The organism is Candidatus Pelagibacter sp. (assembly GCF_052049815.1).
In the GTDB taxonomy this organism is placed as follows: Bacteria; Pseudomonadota; Alphaproteobacteria; order Pelagibacterales; family Pelagibacteraceae; genus Pelagibacter.
Window position 1 is genome coordinate 33,216 of record NZ_JBNGZG010000014.1, and the last position, 19,802, is coordinate 53,017.

The 19,802-nt window shown below is 32.1% G+C and carries 16 protein-coding genes; all 16 read left to right on the plus strand.

The window, feature by feature from the left end:
• Positions 1-17 precede the first annotated feature (17 nt).
• The 16 genes from ACTT9D_RS04050 to lpdA are packed head-to-tail and all read left to right on the plus strand — an operon-like array spanning position 18 to position 19,728.
• The gene (locus ACTT9D_RS04050) at positions 18-1,781 is read left to right on the plus strand and encodes an acyl-CoA dehydrogenase C-terminal domain-containing protein (protein ID WP_440930327.1); all 1,764 of its coding nucleotides are present in this window, start codon (positions 18-20) and stop codon (positions 1,779-1,781) included.
• Between the two features lies 1 nt (position 1,782).
• The gene (locus ACTT9D_RS04055; protein ID WP_440930549.1) at positions 1,783-3,399 is read left to right on the plus strand and encodes a long-chain-fatty-acid--CoA ligase; all 1,617 of its coding nucleotides are present in this window, start codon (positions 1,783-1,785) and stop codon (positions 3,397-3,399) included.
• 8 nt (positions 3,400-3,407) lie between these two features.
• A complete protein-coding gene (locus ACTT9D_RS04060; protein ID WP_440930550.1) occupies positions 3,408-4,181 on the plus strand; it encodes an alpha/beta fold hydrolase in 774 nt (257 codons plus the stop codon).
• The gene (locus ACTT9D_RS04065) at positions 4,181-5,287 is read left to right on the plus strand and encodes a dimethylsulfoniopropionate demethylase (protein ID WP_440930551.1); all 1,107 of its coding nucleotides are present in this window, start codon (positions 4,181-4,183) and stop codon (positions 5,285-5,287) included. The genes ACTT9D_RS04060 and ACTT9D_RS04065 overlap by 1 nt, the downstream gene beginning before the upstream one ends.
• Before the next feature lie 17 nt (positions 5,288-5,304).
• Entirely contained in the window at positions 5,305-6,312 is a 1,008-nt protein-coding gene (locus ACTT9D_RS04070; protein ID WP_440930552.1) for an aspartate-semialdehyde dehydrogenase, read from the plus strand.
• On the plus strand, positions 6,302-6,685 hold the full coding sequence (gene sdhC / locus ACTT9D_RS04075; protein WP_440930332.1) for a succinate dehydrogenase, cytochrome b556 subunit: 384 nt from the start codon (positions 6,302-6,304) through the stop codon (positions 6,683-6,685). The genes ACTT9D_RS04070 and sdhC overlap by 11 nt, the downstream gene beginning before the upstream one ends.
• Entirely contained in the window at positions 6,685-7,008 is a 324-nt protein-coding gene (gene sdhD / locus ACTT9D_RS04080; protein WP_440930333.1) for a succinate dehydrogenase, hydrophobic membrane anchor protein, read from the plus strand. Before sdhC ends, sdhD begins: the two co-directional genes overlap by 1 nt.
• Positions 7,005-8,780 carry a succinate dehydrogenase flavoprotein subunit gene (gene sdhA, locus ACTT9D_RS04085; protein WP_440930553.1) on the plus strand — a complete coding sequence of 592 codons (1,776 nt, stop codon included), beginning with the start codon at positions 7,005-7,007 and terminating at the stop codon, positions 8,778-8,780. Before sdhD ends, sdhA begins: the two co-directional genes overlap by 4 nt.
• Positions 8,780-9,559, plus strand: coding sequence for a succinate dehydrogenase iron-sulfur subunit (locus tag ACTT9D_RS04090; RefSeq protein ID WP_014952620.1), 780 nt, complete (start codon positions 8,780-8,782; stop codon positions 9,557-9,559). The genes sdhA and ACTT9D_RS04090 overlap by 1 nt, the downstream gene beginning before the upstream one ends.
• Positions 9,560-9,601: 42 nt before the next feature.
• Positions 9,602-11,095, plus strand: coding sequence for a CoA-acylating methylmalonate-semialdehyde dehydrogenase (locus ACTT9D_RS04095; RefSeq protein WP_440930335.1), 1,494 nt, complete (start codon positions 9,602-9,604; stop codon positions 11,093-11,095).
• A 15-nt stretch (positions 11,096-11,110) separates the two neighbouring features.
• Positions 11,111-12,073, plus strand: a complete 963-nt coding sequence (gene mdh, locus ACTT9D_RS04100; RefSeq protein WP_440930336.1) for a malate dehydrogenase — start codon at positions 11,111-11,113, stop codon at positions 12,071-12,073.
• A complete protein-coding gene (sucC, locus tag ACTT9D_RS04105) occupies positions 12,073-13,233 on the plus strand; it encodes an ADP-forming succinate--CoA ligase subunit beta (RefSeq protein WP_440930337.1) in 1,161 nt (386 codons plus the stop codon). The genes mdh and sucC overlap by 1 nt, the downstream gene beginning before the upstream one ends.
• A complete protein-coding gene (gene sucD, locus ACTT9D_RS04110; protein WP_440930338.1) occupies positions 13,233-14,108 on the plus strand; it encodes a succinate--CoA ligase subunit alpha in 876 nt (291 codons plus the stop codon). The genes sucC and sucD overlap by 1 nt, the downstream gene beginning before the upstream one ends.
• Positions 14,109-14,142: 34 nt before the next feature.
• The gene (locus ACTT9D_RS04115) at positions 14,143-17,034 is read left to right on the plus strand and encodes a 2-oxoglutarate dehydrogenase E1 component (RefSeq protein ID WP_440930554.1); all 2,892 of its coding nucleotides are present in this window, start codon (positions 14,143-14,145) and stop codon (positions 17,032-17,034) included.
• 6 nt (positions 17,035-17,040) lie between these two features.
• On the plus strand, positions 17,041-18,327 hold the full coding sequence (gene odhB / locus ACTT9D_RS04120) for a 2-oxoglutarate dehydrogenase complex dihydrolipoyllysine-residue succinyltransferase (RefSeq protein WP_440930340.1): 1,287 nt from the start codon (positions 17,041-17,043) through the stop codon (positions 18,325-18,327).
• Entirely contained in the window at positions 18,328-19,728 is a 1,401-nt protein-coding gene (lpdA, locus tag ACTT9D_RS04125) for a dihydrolipoyl dehydrogenase (protein ID WP_440930341.1), read from the plus strand.
• Positions 19,729-19,802 lie beyond the last annotated feature (74 nt).

The window sequence follows — 19,802 nt, forward strand, 5'->3', positions numbered from 1 at the left end:
TCACTTAAACTTTCTATATGCCAAGTTATACAGCACCAGTTGAAGATATGATGTTTCTTTATGAAAAATTAAGAAACAATAAAAATTATAATGAACTTGAAAAATATAAAGAAGTTAGTTCAGATTTAGTTAGAGATATTTTGGAAGAGGCAGCAAAAATCAACCAAAATATAATTTTACCACTTGCAAAAGCAGGCGATGAAAATCCAACTGTATTAGAAAATGGAGTAGTTAGAACACCTCCTGGATATAAAGAAGCTTATCAAAAATATATAGAAGATGGTTGGACGTCGCTTTCTTGTGATCCAAAATATGGAGGCCAAGGAATGCCAAAAACGGTGAGCGCCTTTTTTGATGAAATGTTATCTTCAGCAAGTTTATCATTTAAACTTTATAGTGAATTAAGTATTGGAGCTTACAATTGTATAAATCATCATGCGTCTGATGAAATGAAAAATAAATATTTACCAAAAATTGTTGAGGGTAAATGGAGTGGGACTATGTGTTTGACAGAACCAGTTTGTGGAACTGATCTTGGTCTTTTAAAAACAAAAGCTGTAGAACAAGATAATGGCACTTATAAAATAAGTGGACAAAAAATTTTTATTACATCAGGAGATCATGACTTAACTGAAAATATAATTCATTTAGTTTTAGCAAGAGTTAGTGATTCACCAGCAGGAACAAAAGGAATAAGTTTATTTTTAGTACCAAAATTTATTGTTAAAGAAGATGGTTCGGTTGGTCAAAGAAATGGAATTTCAACAGGATCTATTGAAAGTAAAATGGGGATTAAAGGCTCTGCTACATGTGTATTAAATTTTGATGAAGCCGAAGGCTATATGATTGGACAGAAGGACAAAGGTTTAAATGCAATGTTTACTATGATGAATTTAGAAAGAATTGTAGTTGGTATCCAAGGATTAGGTATATCTGAGATTGCTTATCAAAATTCGTTAGCATATGCGAAAGAAAGAAAACAAGGAAAAACAAATAATACAAAATCAACAAATGGTGCAGACTTCATTATTGAACATGCTGATATCAGGAGATCTTTATTGAATATGAAATCGATAATCGAGGGAGAGAGAGCTTTATGTTTTTGGTTATCCCAACAAACAGAAGTAAGTTTGTATCACGAAGATAAGAGTATTAAACAAAAAGCCTTAAATTATGTTTCACTTATGACACCAGTTGTAAAATCTTTATTTACCGATTTAGGAATGGAAATAACAAATGATGCAATGCAGATATTTGGTGGATATGGCTATACAAAAGACCAGGGTATCGAGCAACTTTACAGAGACAATAGGATTACTCCAATTTACGAAGGAACAAATTCTGTTCAGGCAGCTGATTTAGTTTTTAGAAAATTAGTAAATAAAAATGGAGATATTATTGATGACTACCTTAAAATGATTGAGGAAGAATGTTCATCATCAGATACAAAAATTAAACCTTTTGTTGAAGATTTAAAAAATTCTCTGACTGATCTTAAAGAATTTACTTCTTGGATAAAAGATAAAATAAAAAATCAAAAAGATGATGCTAGTGCAGCTTGTAATGATTATTTAAAAGCTTTAGGTTATGTTTCAGTTGCATTCGCTTGGATTAAAGTTCTTGAGGTTTCTTTTAGAGACTACGATGAAAATAAGAAATTTCATGAAGAAAAAATTCAAACAGCTCAGTTTTATTTTAATAGAGTTTTACCAAGAGCCGAAAGTCACTTTAAAAGCGTCAAGACTGGAAGTGATTATATAATGAAATTCAACTTTAATTAATATGAACAATTACGAACAAAATTTAAATAAAAATGATGCAAATTTTGTTCCCTTAACTCCTCTGACTTTTTTAGAAAGAGCAAAAGATATTTACCCAAATTATGAAGCCTTGGTTTACGAAAACAGAAGTTATACTTGGAGTGATCTTTATAGAAGGTGCACTAAATTTGCGAGTGCTCTAGAAAAAATAGGTATTGGATTAGGAGATACCGTTTCCGTAATGGCTATGAATACCCCTGAAATTTTTGAAGCTCATTACTCTGTTCCAATGACGGGTGCAATATTAAATACAATAAACGTTAGATTAGATGCTAAGACTGTACAATATATACTTGAGCACAGTGAAGCAAAAGTATTTATTGTAGATAGGCAATTTCATTCTGTAATTTCAAAAGTAATGGAACAATTAAAAAATAAGCCGATAATAATTGATATCCAAGATGATTTTGCAGATCAAAGTTTATTAAAGAAAATTGGGGAACATGAATATGAGGATTTTTTAAATACAGGGGATGACAATTACATTTGGAAAAGACCAAAAGATGAATGGCAAGCTATTTCTTTAAATTACACTTCAGGTACGACCGGAAATCCAAAAGGTGTAGTATATCATCATAGAGGATCATATTTAATGTCAACAGGAAGTGCTGTTGCTTGGAATATGCCAAACAGACTAAGTTTTTTAACAATAGTTCCAATGTTTCATTGTAATGGTTGGGGATATCCGTGGACGATTCCAATGCTAAATGGAAAAACAGTTTGTCTGAGAAACATAGATGTAAAAAAAATCTTTGAATTGATTATAAAACATAAGGTTACTCATTTTGGAGGAGCACCAATAGTGTTAAACATGATAACAGGTGCATCAGAAAAAGATCGAAAAAAATTAGAACACAAAGTTTATGTACTTACATCTGGAGCTCCACCTCCAAGTATAATATTTAAGAAAATGGAGGCATTGGGTTTTGAGGTGATGCATGTTTATGGTCTTACAGAAACATATGGTCATGTTTCACAATGTGCCTGGAATGATGAGTGGAATTCACTAGACGAAGATAAAAAAAATGAAATTAAAGCAAGACAAGGTGTTAGATACCCAAATACAGAAGATATTAAAGTGATGAATCCAGAAAATATGGAACCAGTGCCACAAGATGGAAAAACTATGGGTGAAATTATGATTAGAGGAAATGTTGTGATGAAGGGATATTTCAAAGATAAAGCAGCCACTGATAAAGCAATGAATGGAGGCTGGTTTCACTCTGGAGATTTGGCTGTAGCTCATCCTGATGGATATATAAAAATTCAAGACAGATCTAAGGATATAATAATTTCAGGAGGTGAAAACATATCATCAATTGAAATTGAAAATACTTTATCTAAGCATCCGGCAGTATCAATTGCAGCAGTTGTTGCAAAGCCTGATGAAAAGTGGGGCGAAGTTCCAGCTGCCTTTATAGAAAAAGTTAAAGATAAAGATGTAACTGATAAAGAATTAATGGATTTTTGTAGAGAAACATTAGCTGGATTTAAAATTCCTAAATACATAGAATTTTGTGAATTGCCAAAAACATCGACTGGAAAAATTCAGAAATTTGAACTGAGAAAAAAATTTTAGGTTAATTCTTGATTTTTGAAATAGAAAATAAAAAAATACATGTATCAGATGCAGGTCAAGGAATAGATCCTAGCAAAGAAACAATTGTTTTTTTACATGGAAGTGGCTTATCACATATAGTCTGGTCATTATCTGAACAATTTTTTTCAAATAAAAATTTTAATGTTTTATCAATTGATCTTCCTGGTCACGGAAATTCTGAAGGGCCATGCTTAAAAACAATAGAAGAAATTGCTGAATGGTTAGAAACTTTTTTTTCAACATTGAAATTAGAAAAAATTAATCTTATTGGACACTCTCAAGGATGCCTAGATATTTTAGAATATGCTTCAAAATATTCTGAGAGATTAAATAAAATTATTTTTGTTGGTGGTTCTTACAAAATGCCTGTTCATCCTGACTTAATCAATCTTGCAGAAAGTGGAGACTCTGATGCTGTTAAGTTAATGATGAAATGGGGATATGAAGGCTCAAAAAAATTTATTGGTGGAAACCCAGTAGAAAGAATAATTCAATCTCCAAGAGATATAAGTGAAATATTGGCTGTAGATTTAAATGCCTGCAATAATTATTCAAATGGATTGAATGCTGCAAAAAAAATTCAAAACCCAACTTTGTTGATTTTTGGTAAATTAGATAAAATGGTAAATCTAGAAAATGGACATAAGTTTGCTGACCATATTAAAAATAGCTCTACACATGTGGAGAAAAATTGTGGTCATATGATTATGATTGAAAAAGCCTTTGAAATGAGAGACAAGATCCTAGAATTTTTAAATTAATGAAAAATTACCTAATTGCAAAATCAAGAAGACTTAGAAGCACTCCTTATACTTCTAGAATAGAAAAACAAGGAGTTACAGCTTATACAGTTTATAATCATATGCTATTACCTGCAGCTTTTGGTTCATTGGAAGAATCATGTGATCATTTAAAAAAAGATGTTCAAGTTTGGGATGTTGCAGCTGAAAGACAAGTTGAAATAGTTGGAAAAGATGCAGCAAAACTAGTTCAGCTAATGACTTGTAGAGATTTGTCTAAATCTAAAATTGGTCGTTGTTATTATTGTCCTATAATCGATGAAAATGGGAAAATGGTTAATGATCCCGTAATACTAAAACTTGATGAAAATAGGTTTTGGATATCAATAGCAGACTCCGATGTAATATTTTTTGCAAAAGGTCTTGCTCATGGACATAAATTTGATGTCAACATTTTTGAACCCAATGTAGATATTATTGCAGTACAAGGTCCAAAATCTTTTGCTTTAATGGAAAAGATTTTTGGGAAGAAAATTTTAGATTTAAAATTTTTTGGATTTGATTTTTATGATTTTCAAGGAACGAAACATTTAATAGCAAGATCAGGCTGGTCAAAACAAGGTGGTTTTGAAATATATGTAGAAAACACTTCTTCTGGAGTTCAACTGTATGACAAACTATTTGAGCAGGGAAAAGATTTAAATGTAAAAGCTGGTTGTCCAAATTTAATTGAAAGAATTGAAAGTGGATTATTATCCTATGGAAATGACTTTGATAACAATGACTACCCTTATGAGTGTGGTTTTGAAAAGTACGTAAATCTAGATAACAATATTGAGTTCTTAGGAAAAGAAAAATTAAAGGATATTAAATCAAAAGGAATTGAAAGAAAATTAATGGGTGTAATCTTAGATTTAGAAAAACTTTCAATAACTAAATCACTTGATATTTATGAGAAAGAAAAAAAAATTGGAGATTTAAGGTCTGCATGTTTTTCACCTTATTTCAAAAAAGTAATAGGTATAGCTATGATTAGCGAACCCTTTTGCAAGGCATCACAAACTGTTTACCTTAATATTGATGGTAAAAAAGTTTCTGGAAAAGTTTGTGATTTGCCATTCATCTAGTATAAACCTCAATTATTATGAATATTGCAATTGTAGGAGCTACGGGTAATGTTGGAAGAAAAGTACTTGAGGTGCTTGAGAGAAAAAACTTACCTTTTTCAGAAATCTATTTAGTTGCTTCTCCTAGAAGTGCTGGTTCAAAAATTAACTTCAAAGGTAAAGATATAGTTGTTGAAAATTTAGAAACTTTTGATTTCTCAAAAGCTAAAATAACTTTTTTTGCTGCCGGTGGTAAAATCTCAGAAACTTATGCACCAAAAGCTGCTGAACATAGTTTTGTAATTGATAACTCAAGCTATTTTAGAATGGATCCAGACGTTCCTTTAATAGTGCCCCAAGTAAATGCAGATGATTTAAAAAATATAAAAAAAAATATTATAGCTAATCCAAATTGCTCTACAGCACAATTGGTTTTACCTTTAAAACCAATTCATGACTTATTTAAGATAAAAAGAATAGTTGTTGCAACTTACCAATCTGTATCTGGCGGTGGCAAAGGACCGATGGATGAATTAATTGAACAAACAAAACTATCTTTAGAAAATAAAGAAATTAATTCTAAAAATTTCACAAAACAAATTTCATTTAATCTTATTCCTCATATTGATGTATTTTCTGATGATGGCTACACAAAAGAAGAACTAAAGATGACTAATGAAACTAAAAAAATAGACAGTCCTAATATTGAATTATCTGCAACATGTGTGAGAGTGCCAGTATTAGTTTCACATTCTGAAGCAGTAAATTTAGAATTGGAAAAAGATTTTACTATTGATCAAATTAAAGAATGTTTAGAAAATATGGAAGGTTGCAAAGTTATAGATGAAAGAAAAGATGGAGGATATTCAACACCTCTTGAAGCAGCAGGAAAAGACGAAACTTTTATTTCTAGAATTCGTGAAGATAAAACAAAAAAGAATTGCTTAAATATGTGGGTTGTGTCAGACAATTTATTAAGAGGAGCGGCCTTAAATGCAGTGGAAATTGCTGAGACATTAATTAAAAATAATTTTTATGGAAAATAAAAGACCTCTATCTCCCCATATTCAAATTTATAGATGGCATATATCTTCATTGGTTTCTATTTCACATAGAATAACTGGCATCATAAATATCATAGCAATAACATTAATTTGTTTTTTAGCATGTGTTTTAATGTTAGGTGAAGAAAGTTTCAAAATTATTGAAATATTTTTTAATTCTTTTTTTGGAAAATTTATTATCTTAGGAATTACTTGGTCATTCAGTTTTCAAATATTAAGTGAGATAAGACATCTTGTTATGGATTTAGGTTATGGTTTTGAGCTTAAAACTACGAAAATCACAGGTCTTGTGGTGATTGTTGGTTCAGTAATTTTAACAATTTTATTTTATTTAATTGGAAAGAATTTTTTTTAATGATTAGTGCTACAAAAAGATGGTTATTTTTAAAAATCAGTGGAGCACTTTTAGTTCCATTAATGATTTGGTTTATTTTAAATTTTGTAGCAATTTATAATCAAGGTTATTTTGAATTAGTTAATTTTTTTTCAAAAGGAATTTCAGGTTTTATTTTTAGTATTTTCATAATTATAGCTTTTTTCTTCTCAGCTATAAGTATTAGTGAGGTTTTTGAAGACTATATTGGAGATGAAAAAATAAAAAATGTCGCAAACAAGCTTTTATATTTGTCAGCTGTGGTAATTCCTTTAATTACAATTATATTAATAAATAACATATGAGTTCATACGAAATTAAAGATCATCAATATGATGTAGTTGTTTTAGGAGCTGGAGGTTCAGGCCTAAGAGCTGCAGTAGGCCTAAGCGAGGCAGGCCTTAAAACTGCATGTATTTCAAAAGTGTTTCCAACAAGAAGTCATACTTCAGCAGCGCAAGGGGGTATTTCTGCTGCACTAGGAAATATGGGTGAAGATGACTGGAGATGGCATATGTATGATACTGTAAAAGGCGCTGATTGGTTAGGTGATCAAGATAGTATTGAATACTTATGTAAGGAGGCTCCAAAAGCTGTGATTGAGTTAGAAAAGTATGGAGTGCCATTTAGTAGAACAGAGGACGGCAAAATCTATCAAAGACCATTTGGTGGAATGACAAAAAATTATGGTAATGGAATTGTTCAAAGAACATGTGCGGCTGCTGATAGAACAGGACACGCAATTTTGCACACACTATATGGACAAGCACTTAAACATAAAACTGAATTTTTTATTGAATATTTTGCATTAGACCTATTGATGAAAGATGGACAATGCAAAGGACTTATTGCATGGAACTTAAATGACGGAACTATTCATAGATTTAGAGCTCATACAGTAATTATTGCAACAGGTGGATATGGAAAAGTTTATTATTCTGCAACATCAGCTCACACATGTACAGGAGATGGAAATGCAATGGTGTTAAGAGCAGGTCTACCACTTCAAGATATGGAGTTTGTACAATTTCATCCAACAGGTATTTATGGGCATGGAACGTTAATAACAGAAGGTGCAAGAGGTGAAGGAGGTTACCTTACAAATTCTAAAGGTGAAAGATTTATGGAGCGATATGCTCCTAAAGCAAAAGATCTTGCTTCAAGAGATGTTGTAAGTAGATCGATGTCTATCGAAATTAACGAGGGAAGAGGTGTTGGTAAAGATCAAGATCATGTTCACTTAAATTTAAGTCATTTAGATAAAGATATTATAGAAAGTAGACTGCCAGGAATTACTGATGCTGCAAGACTATTTGCAGATGTTGATGTAACTAAGGAACCAATCCCAGTGGTACCAACAGTTCATTATAATATGGGTGGAATACCAACAAACTATAAGGGCGAAGTACTAACTGTTAATGGCTCAGAGAAAACAGTTCCAGGTTTGATGGCAATTGGTGAAGCGGCATGTGTTTCAGTTCACGGTGCTAACAGATTAGGGTCAAACTCTTTAATTGATTTGGTTGTTTTTGGAAGAGCAGCAGCAAAGAGAGCAGCTGAAATAGTTAAGCCAGGCGCACCTCATGAAGAAATTCCAGAGTCAGAAACACAAAAGTGTTTGGATAGATTTGATAAATTAAGAAATGCAGATGGAGATACAGGTACTGCAGAACTAAGATTGGCAATGCAAAAAACAATGCAGTCTAAATGTGCAGTATTTAGAACTGAAAAGAATTTAAAAGAGGGTGTTGATGAAATAAGAAAAACTTATGATGGCTTGGGATCCATCTCAGTAAAAGATAAATCATTAGTATTTAATACAGATTCAGTTGAAACACTTGAGTTTGATAATTTAATTAGACAAGCGGTCACAACAGTTGACTCAGCCTATAATAGAAAAGAGAGCAGAGGTGCTCATGCAAGAGAAGATTACCCTAAAAGAGATGACGAAAAATTTATGCAGCACACACTGATTTGGTGTGATGGTAAAGATACAAAAATTACATATAGACCAGTTCATAAAACAACTTTAACAAATGAAGTACAATATTTTCCACCACATGAAAGAGTATATTAATGGTCCAGATTAATTTACCAGAAAACTCAAAGGTAAAAAAAGGTAAATATTTTAAAGATAAAACCGGTTCTAAAAATCTAAGGAAAGTAAATGTTTATAGATGGGATCCCTCAACTGGAGAGAATCCTAGAGTAGACACTTATGAGGTCGATATGGATAACTGTCCTTCAAAGGTTTTAGATGTTTTAAATAAGATTAAAAATGAAATTGATCCAACATTGGCTTACAGAAGATCATGTGCTCATGGCGTTTGTGGTTCTTGTGCAATGAATATGGGTGGAAAAAATGGTTTAGCATGCACAACACCTCATGCAGAAATTGATGGTGATATTGATATTTATCCTTTGCCACACCTTAAAGTTAAGAGAGACTTAATTGGTGATTTAGATGATCTTTATAAACAATATCAGTCTATAGAACCGTGGTTACAATCTAATTCAAAATCTGAGACAAAAGAAATTTTTCAATCTCAAAAAGATAGAGAAAAACTCGATGGTGCTTATGAATGTATTATGTGTGCATGTTGTTCTACCTCATGCCCTAGTTATTGGTGGAATGGAGATAAATACTTAGGACCCGCAGTATTACTTCAGGCATACAGGTGGATAGTTGATAGTAGAGATGAAGAAAGAGAGAAAAGACTTAAAAAAGTTGCAGATGAATTAAAATTATATAGATGCCACACAATATTAAACTGTACCAACGCTTGTCCAAAAGGTTTAAATCCAGCTAAGGCTATTGCTGAAATTAAGAAAATGCTAGCTACGGCTAACATATAAGTAATAGACTAATAAAGTTTTTTGCTCTAAAAGATCGTATTCATGAAAATTATTGAACATTTCGTTGGCGGTAAGCTGACCTCTGGTAAATCAGATAGAAAAGGGAAAGTTTTTAATCCTGCAACTGGTGAACAAGAAAAAGAAGTAGTATTAGCATCAAAAGCAGATCTAGATGATGCAGTTAATATTGCTCAAAAAGCATTTGAATCTTGGTCATTAAAACCAGCACTTCAAAGAGCAAGAATAATTTTTAAATTTAAAGAATTAATTGAAAAAAATTCAGATGAACTTGCTGAACTAATTGTTGCTGAACATGGAAAAGTTTATGAGGATGCAAAGGGATCTCTAACAAGAGGATTAGAGGTAGTTGAATTTGCATGTGGAATACCTCATTTACTCAAGGGTGAATTTTCAGAAAATGTTGGAACTAATGTAGACAGTTACTCAATGCGCCAACCTCTTGGCGTAGTTGCTGGTATCACTCCCTTTAATTTTCCAGCAATGGTCCCAATGTGGATGTTTCCAATAGCTATAGCATGTGGAAATACCTTTATATTAAAACCATCAGAAAAAGATCCATCTTGTTCAATAAGGTTAGCAGAATTATTTAAAGAAGCTGGATTGCCTGATGGAGTTTTAAATGTTGTACATGGTGATAAAGAGTCTGTAGATGCAATTTTAACTAACCCAGATATTAAGGCTGTGAGTTTTGTTGGATCTACGCCAATTGCAAAATATATCTATGAAAATTCTGCTAAAAATGAAAAAAGAGTTCAAGCACTTGGAGGTGCAAAAAATCATTTAGTAGTGATGCCAGATTGTGATCTTGATGGAGCTGTTAATGGATTAATGGGAGCTGCATATGGTTCAGCTGGTGAAAGATGTATGGCCCAATCTGTTGCTGTAGCAGTTGGAGATATTGGAGATGAACTTGTATCAAGACTTTCAAAAAAAGCAGAAGCTTTAAAAGTTGGTCCTGGAATGGATAAAACATCTGAAATGGGACCTTTAGTTACAAAAGAACATTTAGCAAAAGTAAAAAGTTATGTTGATCTTGGAGTTGAAGAAGGTGCAAAACTTGTTGTAGATGGTAGAGATTTAAAACTTCAAGGCTATGAAAATGGGTTCTTTATAGGTGGTTGTTTATTTGATCACGTTGATAAAAATATGAGAATTTATAAAGAGGAAATATTTGGTCCAGTATTATCAGTGGTGAGAGTTAAAACTTTTGAGGAAGCAACTCAATTGATAAATGATCATGAATATGGAAATGGCGTTAGTATTTACACAAGAGATGGAGATGCAGGAAGAACATTTGCAAGTAAGATTCAAGTAGGAATGGTTGGTATCAATGTTCCAATTCCTGTACCAATGGCATTTCATAGTTTTGGTGGATGGAAAAGATCTTTATTCGGTGATAGTGCGATGCATGGAATGGAAGGTGTAAAATTTTATACAAAATTAAAGACAGTCACATCAAGATGGCCATCAGGAATTAGGTCAAATGCAGAATTTATAATGCCAACAATGAAATAAAAGGAAGTAGAAATAATGAAAAAAATATCTTTAATAGGAGCAGGACAAATTGGTGGAACTCTAGCACACTTAATTGGAATAAAAGAATTAGTTGATGAAGTTGTTTTATTTGATGTTGCAAGTGGTATAGCCAAAGGCAAAGCTCTAGACATTGCACAATCATCAGCTGTAGACGGTTTCAATGTGAAATTGTCAGGAACAGATGACTATAAAGATATTAAAGACTCTGATGTAGTAATTATAACTGCTGGTGTTCCAAGAAAACCAGGAATGAGCAGAGATGATTTATTAGGAATTAATTTAAAAATAATAAAACAAGTAGCTGAGGGAGTTAAGAATAATGCTCCAAATGCATTTGTTATTTGTATTACAAATCCATTAGACGTGATGGTAATGGCATTTCAAAAATTTTCAGGTCTTCCAGCAAATAAAGTAGTTGGTATGGCTGGAATTTTAGATAGCTCAAGATTTAAATTATTTCTTTCATTAGAATTTAATGTTCCAGTAAGAGAGATAGAAGCAATGGTAATGGGTGGCCATGGAGACACAATGGTGCCTCTTCCTAGATTTACAAAAATTTCAGGAAAACCATTATTGGATTTAGTCAAAGAAGGAAAAATTTCTGAAGAGAGAGTTGAAAGTATTAATCAAAGAACTAGAGATGGTGGCGCTGAAATAGTGAAATTTTTAGAAAAAGGATCTGCTTTTTATGCTCCTGCTGCATCTGGAGTTCAGATGGCCGAAGCCTATTTGAACGATCAAAAGAAACTTTTGCCGTGCGCAGTACATCTGAATGGTGAATACGGAGTGAGTAATGTTTATGCAGGTGTACCAGTTATTATTGGAAAAAATGGGGTAGAAAAAATAGAAGAAATTGATTTAGACGAAAAAGAAAAAAAAGAATTTATGCATTCTGTAGATGCTGTGAAAAAATTATGGGAAGCTGCTTCAGCAATTGATGGTGATCTAGCGAAATAATGAATATTCACGAGCATCAAGCAAAACAAATCTTGGAAAAATATGGAGCACCAGTTCCAAAAGGTGTTTTTGGTTTAAGTGTTAATGAAGCTGTAGAGAAAGCAAAAAATCTTGAAACAAAAAAATACGTATTAAAAGCACAAATTCATGCTGGTGGTAGAGGTAAAGCAGGCGGTGTTAAAATATTAGATAACCTACAAGAGCTTGAAAAAGCTGCCAATGAATTATTTGGAAAAACATTGGTTACACATCAAACTGGTCCAGAAGGAAGAGAAGTAAAAAGATTATATATAGAAGAATCTTCTGAAATAGATAAAGAATTTTATCTTTCATGCTTAGTAGATAGAGCAAGTTCCAAAATTGCTTTTATTTCAAGTGATCAAGGTGGAATGGATATTGAAGAAGTAGCAAGCAAAACTCCTGAAAAAATAATTACAACAAAAGTCGATTTTAACGATGATATTTCAGATAAAGATTGTGAAGAAATTATAAAAATCTTTAATTTAAAAGATAGTGCACAAAATCAAGGAATAAGTTTAATAAAAGCTATCTACAAAATGTTTGTTAACACAGATGCAAACATGGTTGAAATAAATCCTCTCATCTTAACAAAAGACAATAAAATTATTTGTTTAGATGCAAAGGTAAATTTTGACGATAATGCTTTATTTAGACATCCTGAGATTTTAGAACTAAGAGATTTAAATGAAGAAGATCCTACTGAAATAGAGGCAAGTAAACACGAACTAGCTTATATAAAATTAGATGGAAGTATTGGATGTATGGTTAATGGCGCAGGCTTAGCGATGGCTACAATGGATATAATTAAATTATATGGTAAGGAACCTGCAAATTTTTTAGATGTGGGTGGTGGAGCTTCAAAAGAAAAAGTGGCAGCAGCATTTAAAATAATCTTATCTGATAAAAATGTTAAAGGTATTTTGATAAATATTTTTGGTGGAATAATGAGATGTGATGTTCTTGCTCAAGGAGTCGTAGATGCAGCAAAAGAAATAAACATCTCTGTTCCATTAGTTGTAAGATTAGCAGGAACCAATTTCAAAGAAGGTAAAGAAATACTTGATAGCTCTGGCTTAAAAATTATTTCTGCAAACGATCTTGATGATGCTGCAAAAAAAATTGTAGAGGCAATTAGGTAATGTCAGTTTTAGTAAACAAAAATACAAAAGTAATTTGTCAAGGTTTTACAGGCTCACATGGCACTTTCCACTCTGAGCAAGCAATTAAATATGGAACTAATTTAGTTGGTGGAGTTACTCCCAAAAAAGGGGGACAAAAACATTTAGATAGACCAGTATTTAATTCTGTTGCAGAAGCAAAAAGCTCTGTAGGTGCTGATGCTACGATGATATATGTTCCAGCAAAATTTGCTGCTGCAGCGATTATTGAGGCAATAGAAGCTGAAGTTGAATTAATAGTTTGTATTACGGAAGGTATACCAATTCAAGATATGCTAAAGGTAAGACAAATTTTAGATAAATCAAAAAGTAGACTGATAGGTCCTAACTGCCCAGGAATTATTACCCCTGATGAATGTAAAATTGGAATAATGCCAGGTAATATTCATAAAAAAGGATCTGTTGGTATTGTATCAAGATCAGGTACTTTAACTTATGAAGCAGTTGCACAAACGACAGTTAATGGATTAGGTCAGTCAACATGTATTGGTATTGGTGGTGACCCAATTAATGGAACAAACTTTATAGACTGTTTGGATTTATTTTTAAATGACCCAGAGACGCAATCGATTTTAATGATTGGTGAGATTGGTGGGACAGCAGAAGAGGAAGCTGCAGAATTCATCAAAAACCATAAAATTAAGAAACCTATAGTTGGATTTATAGCTGGAATAACAGCTCCTCCTGGTAGAAGAATGGGACATGCAGGTGCAATTATTTCTGGTGGCAAAGGTGGCGCTGAAGATAAAATTAAAAAGATGGAAGAATGTGGAATTACAATGTCTAACTCCCCATCTAAAATTGGAGAAACACTGTTTAATAAATTGTCTAATTGAAAATTAGTTTAACAGGATTATACTAATTTAAAAAATGTCACTTACAAAAAATCTTGAATTTGAAAAAACATCCTTTTTAACAAAAACTAATAGTGCTTTCATTGAGCAGATGTATTTAAGATTCATAAATAATGACCCTGAGCTACCTGATAGTTGGAAAAACTATTTTGATGATTTAGGTGAAGAACTCAATATTGTTGCAAATGAACTTAAAGGACCTACTTGGTCACCTATTCGAAAAGAAATTCAAATTGATTTTCAAGATACCCAAATAAAAAAAAATGAGCAAACTGAAGAAAAAACTTCTACATCGGAAAATCAAACACAAAGTAATATTGATTCAATTAAAGCTGTTGAATTAATTAGAGCTTATAGATTAAGAGGTCATTTATTAGCAAAACTTGATCCCTTAGGATTAAAGCAAACAGAATATTTGGAAGAATTACATCCAGAATTTTATGGATTTAAAAAGAGTGATTATAAAAGAAACATCTTTTTAAATGGTGTTACAAATAAAAAAAATTCAAATATTTCTGAAATACTTCAATTTGTTAATAAAACTTATTGTGGACCGATAGGGTATGAGTACATGCATATTTCCAATCCAGAGGAACGTATCTGGTTAAGAAAAAGAATTGAGGGTGAAAAAAACCCAATAAGCTTTACAAAAAATGGTAAAGAAGCAATTCTAAATAAATTAATCCAAGCCGAAGGGTTTGAAAAATTTTTAGCAAAAAAATATGTTGGAACAAAAAGATTTGGATTAGATGGAGCAGAAAGTTTAATTCCAGCTCTAGAACAAATAATTAAAATTGGTGGTCAATCAGGAGTAAAAGAAGTTAAAATTGGAATGCCTCATAGAGGTAGACTTAATGTTTTGGCAAATGTGCTTCAAAAATCTTATAAAAGAATTTTTAATGAATTTGCCGGTGATATTTTATCATCTAAAGAGTCAGCAGGTGATGTTAAATATCATTTAGGTGCATCATCTGATAGAGAGTTTGATGGTAATTCAGTTCACGTAAGTTTGACTGATAATCCTTCACACTTAGAGGCAGTAAATCCAGTTGTTTTAGGACAAACTAGAGCAAAACAATTTTTTCATGGTGATAAAAAAAGAAATAAAGTAATTCCAATATTACTTCATGGGGATGCAGCTTTTGCTGGTCAAGGAATTGTGGCAGAGTGCTTTGCGATGTCAGGACTTCCAGGTCATAACACTGGGGGCACAATACACATTATAGTAAATAATCAAATTGGATTTACTACAAGCCCAAGGTTTGCACGTTCATCACCATATTCATCTGATGTGGCCAAAATGGTGGAGGCACCAATACTGCATGTTAATGGAGATAATCCTGAGGCAGTAGTTTATGCAACACGAATTGCAACAGAGTTTAGATTAAAATTTAATCGAGATGTTGTTATTGATCTTTGGTGTTATAGAAGATTTGGTCATAACGAAGGAGATGAACCATCTTTTACACAGCCTTTAATGTATAAAAAAATTAGATCTCATCCATCAAGTGACAGAGTTTATGGAGATCAGTTAATTAGTGAAGGAATGTATTCAGAACAAGAATTAAAAGAAAAAATTGATACATTTAAAAATTTATTAGACGATCAGTTTAAAAGTGCAAAAGACTACAATCCAAAAATAACTTGGTTTGAAGGTACCTGGTCTAGATACAAACCTGCGCCAGGAAAAGACAAACGTGGAATAAGTGGTGTACATATCGAACAATTAAAAGCTATCTCAGATAGAATTAATGACATACCAAGTGAAGTAAATCCTCATAAAACTATTTCAAAAATTTTTGAACTAAGAAAAAAATCAATTGATGAAGGGATAGGTATTGATTGGGCAACCGCAGAGTCCCTTGCATTTGGCTCTCTACTGCAAGAAGGTTTTCCAGTCAGATTAGTTGGTCAAGATTCTGGAAGAGGAACATTTAGTCAAAGACATTCTGTACTTAGAAATCAAGTTGATAATTCAAGATATATACCTCTAAATAATATTTCAAAAGATCAGAAACAATATGAAGTTGTAGATAGTTTTTTATCTGAATTGGCAGTTTTGGGCTTTGAATATGGATACTCATTAGTAGAACCAAATACATTAACTTTATGGGAGGCTCAATTTGGAGATTTTGCAAATGGAGCACAAGTAATCGTTGATCAATTTATTGCGTCAGGAGAGAGAAAATGGTCTCGAGCATCAGGTATTGTAATGTTATTACCTCACGGTTATGAAGGTCAAGGACCCGAACATTCTTCTGCAAGATTAGAAAGGTACTTACAACTTTGTTCAAATGATAATATGCAAGTTTTAAATTGCACAACACCAGCAAATTATTTTCATGCATTAAGAAGACAAATAAATAGAGATTTCAGAAAACCGCTCATAATAATGACGCCAAAATCTTTATTAAGAAATAAATATTGTGTATCGAATTTAGTAGACTTTACTAGAAAAAATTCCTTTCACAGAGTTTTATGGGATCATGCAATAGATCCTGAAACTACTGGATTCATAAAACTAAAAGAAGCTTCAAAAATGCGTAAAGTTATAATGTGTTCAGGAAAAGTTTATTTTGATCTTTTAGAGGCGAGAGAAAAATTAAAAGTAAACGATGTTGTAATTTACAGAATTGAACAATTATATCCTTTCCCAGCAAAAACATTGGTAAATGAATTAAAGCCATATGCAAATTCTGCTAAATTTTACTGGTGTCAAGAGGAACCAAAAAATATGGGTGCATGGTTTTCAGTTAGAGATTATATTCAATGGACATTAGACAACATTAAGGCTAATAATAACCAAATTTCTTATATTGGAAGAAGCCCAGATGCATCTCCTGCAACTGGATATGCAAAAAGGCATATTGCACAACAACAAGAAATTATTAAAAAAGTATTTGAATAAAATTAAATGAGTGAAAAAATTGTCGTTCCTGTTTTAGGCGAAAGTATTACTGAAGCCACTGTTGCTAAATGGTTAAAAAAAGAGGGTGATCATGTTGAAGCAGACGAACCTATCGTAGAATTAGAAACTGATAAAGTAAATTTAGAAGTGCCTTCACCAATAGATGGTGTTTTAAGTGAAATAGTTTCAAAAGATGGATCAACAGTTGAGGTTGGGGCTCTATTAGGGTCTATTAGTCAAAATGGATCTGCTCCATCTCCAAAACAACCCCAAGTAAAAAAAGAACCAGAAGTTAAAAAAGAAAATAATGTTGTAAATTTAGAAACACCAAAGAAAAAAGAAGTTAAGGTAGAAAAACAAAAAGAAGAAGATGCTCCTTTAAGATTAACAAAAGAAGTTAAAGAACCAAAATCTCCAACAAATTTAAATAATTCTAACCAAGTTTTATCTCCAGCAGTGAGAAAAATGGTTGAAGAAAAAAATATTGATCTAAGTAGAGTTAGAGGCTCTGGAAAAGATGGAAGAGTTTTAAAAGGAGACCTTATTAGCTTGATGGGTGCAAACCCGCCACCTTCTGAAAGAAAAGCTCAATTTGGTGAAGAAGAAAGAATCAAAATGAGCAGACTAAGATTAACTATAGCGAAGAGATTAAAGCAGGCTCAAGAAAATGCAGCATTGTTAACTACATTTAATGAAGTTGATATGACAGGCATAATGGAAATGAGAAAAGAGAATCAAGAAGATTTTCAAAGCAGATATGGAATTAAATTAGGATTTATGTCATTTTTTGTAAAAGCTTGTGTTGCAGCTTTAAAAACATTCCCAGCAGTAAATGCAGAAATTGATGGAGAAGAAATCATTTACAAGAACTATTACAATATTAGTTTTGCTGTTGGAACAGACAAAGGACTTGTAGTGCCAGTTTTAAGAAATGCAGACGAACTATCTTTTGCAGATATCGAGAAAAATATTAAAGTAATTTCTGAAAAAGCTAGAGATGGAAAATTAACGATTGAGGATTTACAAGGCGGTACATTTACAATCAGTAATGGAGGTGTATATGGATCAATGTTATCAACACCAATATTAAATTTGCCTCAATCTGGAGTTCTAGGAATGCACAATATTGTAGAAAGACCTGTAGTTGTTGATGGAGAAATTAAAATAAGACCAATTATGTATCTAGCATTATCTTATGATCACAGAATTATTGATGGAAAAGAATCAGTCTCTTTTTTAAAAATGGTAAAAGAGAACTTAGAAGATCCAAGAAGGTTATTTTTAGATATTTAAATGGCAGAAAAATTTCAAGCAGTTGTTATAGGTGGTGGTCCTGGTGGATATGTTTGTGCAATTAGATTGGCTCAATTAGGTTTAAAAACTGCATGTATAGAATCTAGAGGATCTTTAGGCGGAACATGTCTTAACGTTGGATGCATTCCTTCAAAGAGTTTATTAAATTTATCTGAAGAATTTCATAAAGTTAAATCTTTATCAAACAAAGGTATAGAAGTTGGTGAAGTTAAATTGAATTTAGAGAAAATGATGAAGAGTAAGGATAAAGCAGTAACTGTTCTTACAAAAGGCGTAGAGTTCTTATTAAAAAAAAATAAAGTTTCTTACTTTAAAGGTCATGGAAGTTTTAAGTCACAAAATGAAATTTTAATTAAAGACGAAAAAGGAGATGAAACTTTAATTGAGGCTGAAAAAACTGTCATAGCTACAGGTTCTGTGCCTGTATCGCTTCCAGGAATAGAATTTGATGAGGGTATAATTGTTTCATCTACAGGTGCATTAAAATTAAATAAAGTTCCAAAAAAAATGGTTGTAGTCGGTGGTGGTTATATTGGTTTAGAGATGGGATCAGTCTGGTCAAGACTTGGATCAGAAGTTCATGTTGTAGAATTTTTAGATCACATTACGCCCGGGATGGATAATGAAATTTCAAAAGAATTTATGAAAATATTAAAGAAACAAGGAATTACTTTTCATATGCAACATAAAGTAGAAAAAATTAATAAAAATAATAGCGGCGCTGTTGTTTCTACTACAGATAAAGATGGTAATAAAAAAGATTTTGATTGTGATGTTGTTCTAATTTCTGTGGGCAGAAAAGCAAACACTAATGGATTAAACTTAGATGTTACAGGTGTAGAACTTGATGAAAGAAACAGAGTAAAAACTGATAAAAACTTTCGAACAAATATGAACAATATTTATGCTATAGGTGACGTAATACAAGGACCAATGTTAGCTCACAAAGCTGAAGACGAAGGTATAGCTGTTGCAGAGATTATTGCAGGTCAATCCGGCCATGTTAACTATGATACAATTCCAGGAGTAGTTTATACGACACCAGAAGTCGCTTCTATTGGAAAAACAGAAGAGCAATTAAAAGAAAATAATATTGGTTATAAAATAGGTAAGTTTTCATTTATGGCGAACTCTAGAGCAAAAGCCATTGACGATGCAGAAGGTTTTGTAAAAATTTTAGCTGATGAAAAATCAGATAGAGTTTTGGGTGCTCATATAATTGGACCACACGCTGGTGAGTTAATTGCAGAAATAGGTATAGCAATGGAATTTGGTGCTAGCTCTGAAGATATAGCCAGAACTTGTCATGCACATCCAACTTTTTCAGAAGCTGTGAAAGAAGCTGCGTTGTCTGTAGACAAAAGAGCAATACACTCTTAATTAAAAATATATAAATCATTAACTTTTAATTTAGCTATTATTAGGATATTTTTTTGAATTGCTATGAATAGTGG

Bases quoted from the DNA above. Each gene is read 5' to 3' on its own strand.
- sdhC (WP_440930332.1), top strand. From the start codon at position 6,302: ATGGAAAATAAAAGACCTCTATCTCCCCATATTCAAATTTATAGATGG.
- ACTT9D_RS04055 (WP_440930549.1), top strand. From the start codon at position 1,783: ATGAACAATTACGAACAAAATTTAAATAAAAATGATGCAAATTTTGTT.
- sucD (WP_440930338.1), top strand. From the start codon at position 13,233: ATGTCAGTTTTAGTAAACAAAAATACAAAAGTAATTTGTCAAGGTTTT.
- ACTT9D_RS04050 (WP_440930327.1), top strand. From the start codon at position 18: ATGCCAAGTTATACAGCACCAGTTGAAGATATGATGTTTCTTTATGAA.
- ACTT9D_RS04095 (WP_440930335.1), top strand. From the start codon at position 9,602: ATGAAAATTATTGAACATTTCGTTGGCGGTAAGCTGACCTCTGGTAAA.
- sucC (WP_440930337.1), top strand. From the start codon at position 12,073: ATGAATATTCACGAGCATCAAGCAAAACAAATCTTGGAAAAATATGGA.
- mdh (WP_440930336.1), top strand. From the start codon at position 11,111: ATGAAAAAAATATCTTTAATAGGAGCAGGACAAATTGGTGGAACTCTA.
- ACTT9D_RS04090 (WP_014952620.1), top strand. From the start codon at position 8,780: ATGGTCCAGATTAATTTACCAGAAAACTCAAAGGTAAAAAAAGGTAAA.
- ACTT9D_RS04065 (WP_440930551.1), top strand. From the start codon at position 4,181: ATGAAAAATTACCTAATTGCAAAATCAAGAAGACTTAGAAGCACTCCT.
- odhB (WP_440930340.1), top strand. From the start codon at position 17,041: ATGAGTGAAAAAATTGTCGTTCCTGTTTTAGGCGAAAGTATTACTGAA.
- lpdA (WP_440930341.1), top strand. From the start codon at position 18,328: ATGGCAGAAAAATTTCAAGCAGTTGTTATAGGTGGTGGTCCTGGTGGA.
- sdhD (WP_440930333.1), top strand. From the start codon at position 6,685: ATGATTAGTGCTACAAAAAGATGGTTATTTTTAAAAATCAGTGGAGCA.
- ACTT9D_RS04115 (WP_440930554.1), top strand. From the start codon at position 14,143: ATGTCACTTACAAAAAATCTTGAATTTGAAAAAACATCCTTTTTAACA.
- ACTT9D_RS04070 (WP_440930552.1), top strand. From the start codon at position 5,305: ATGAATATTGCAATTGTAGGAGCTACGGGTAATGTTGGAAGAAAAGTA.
- sdhA (WP_440930553.1), top strand. From the start codon at position 7,005: ATGAGTTCATACGAAATTAAAGATCATCAATATGATGTAGTTGTTTTA.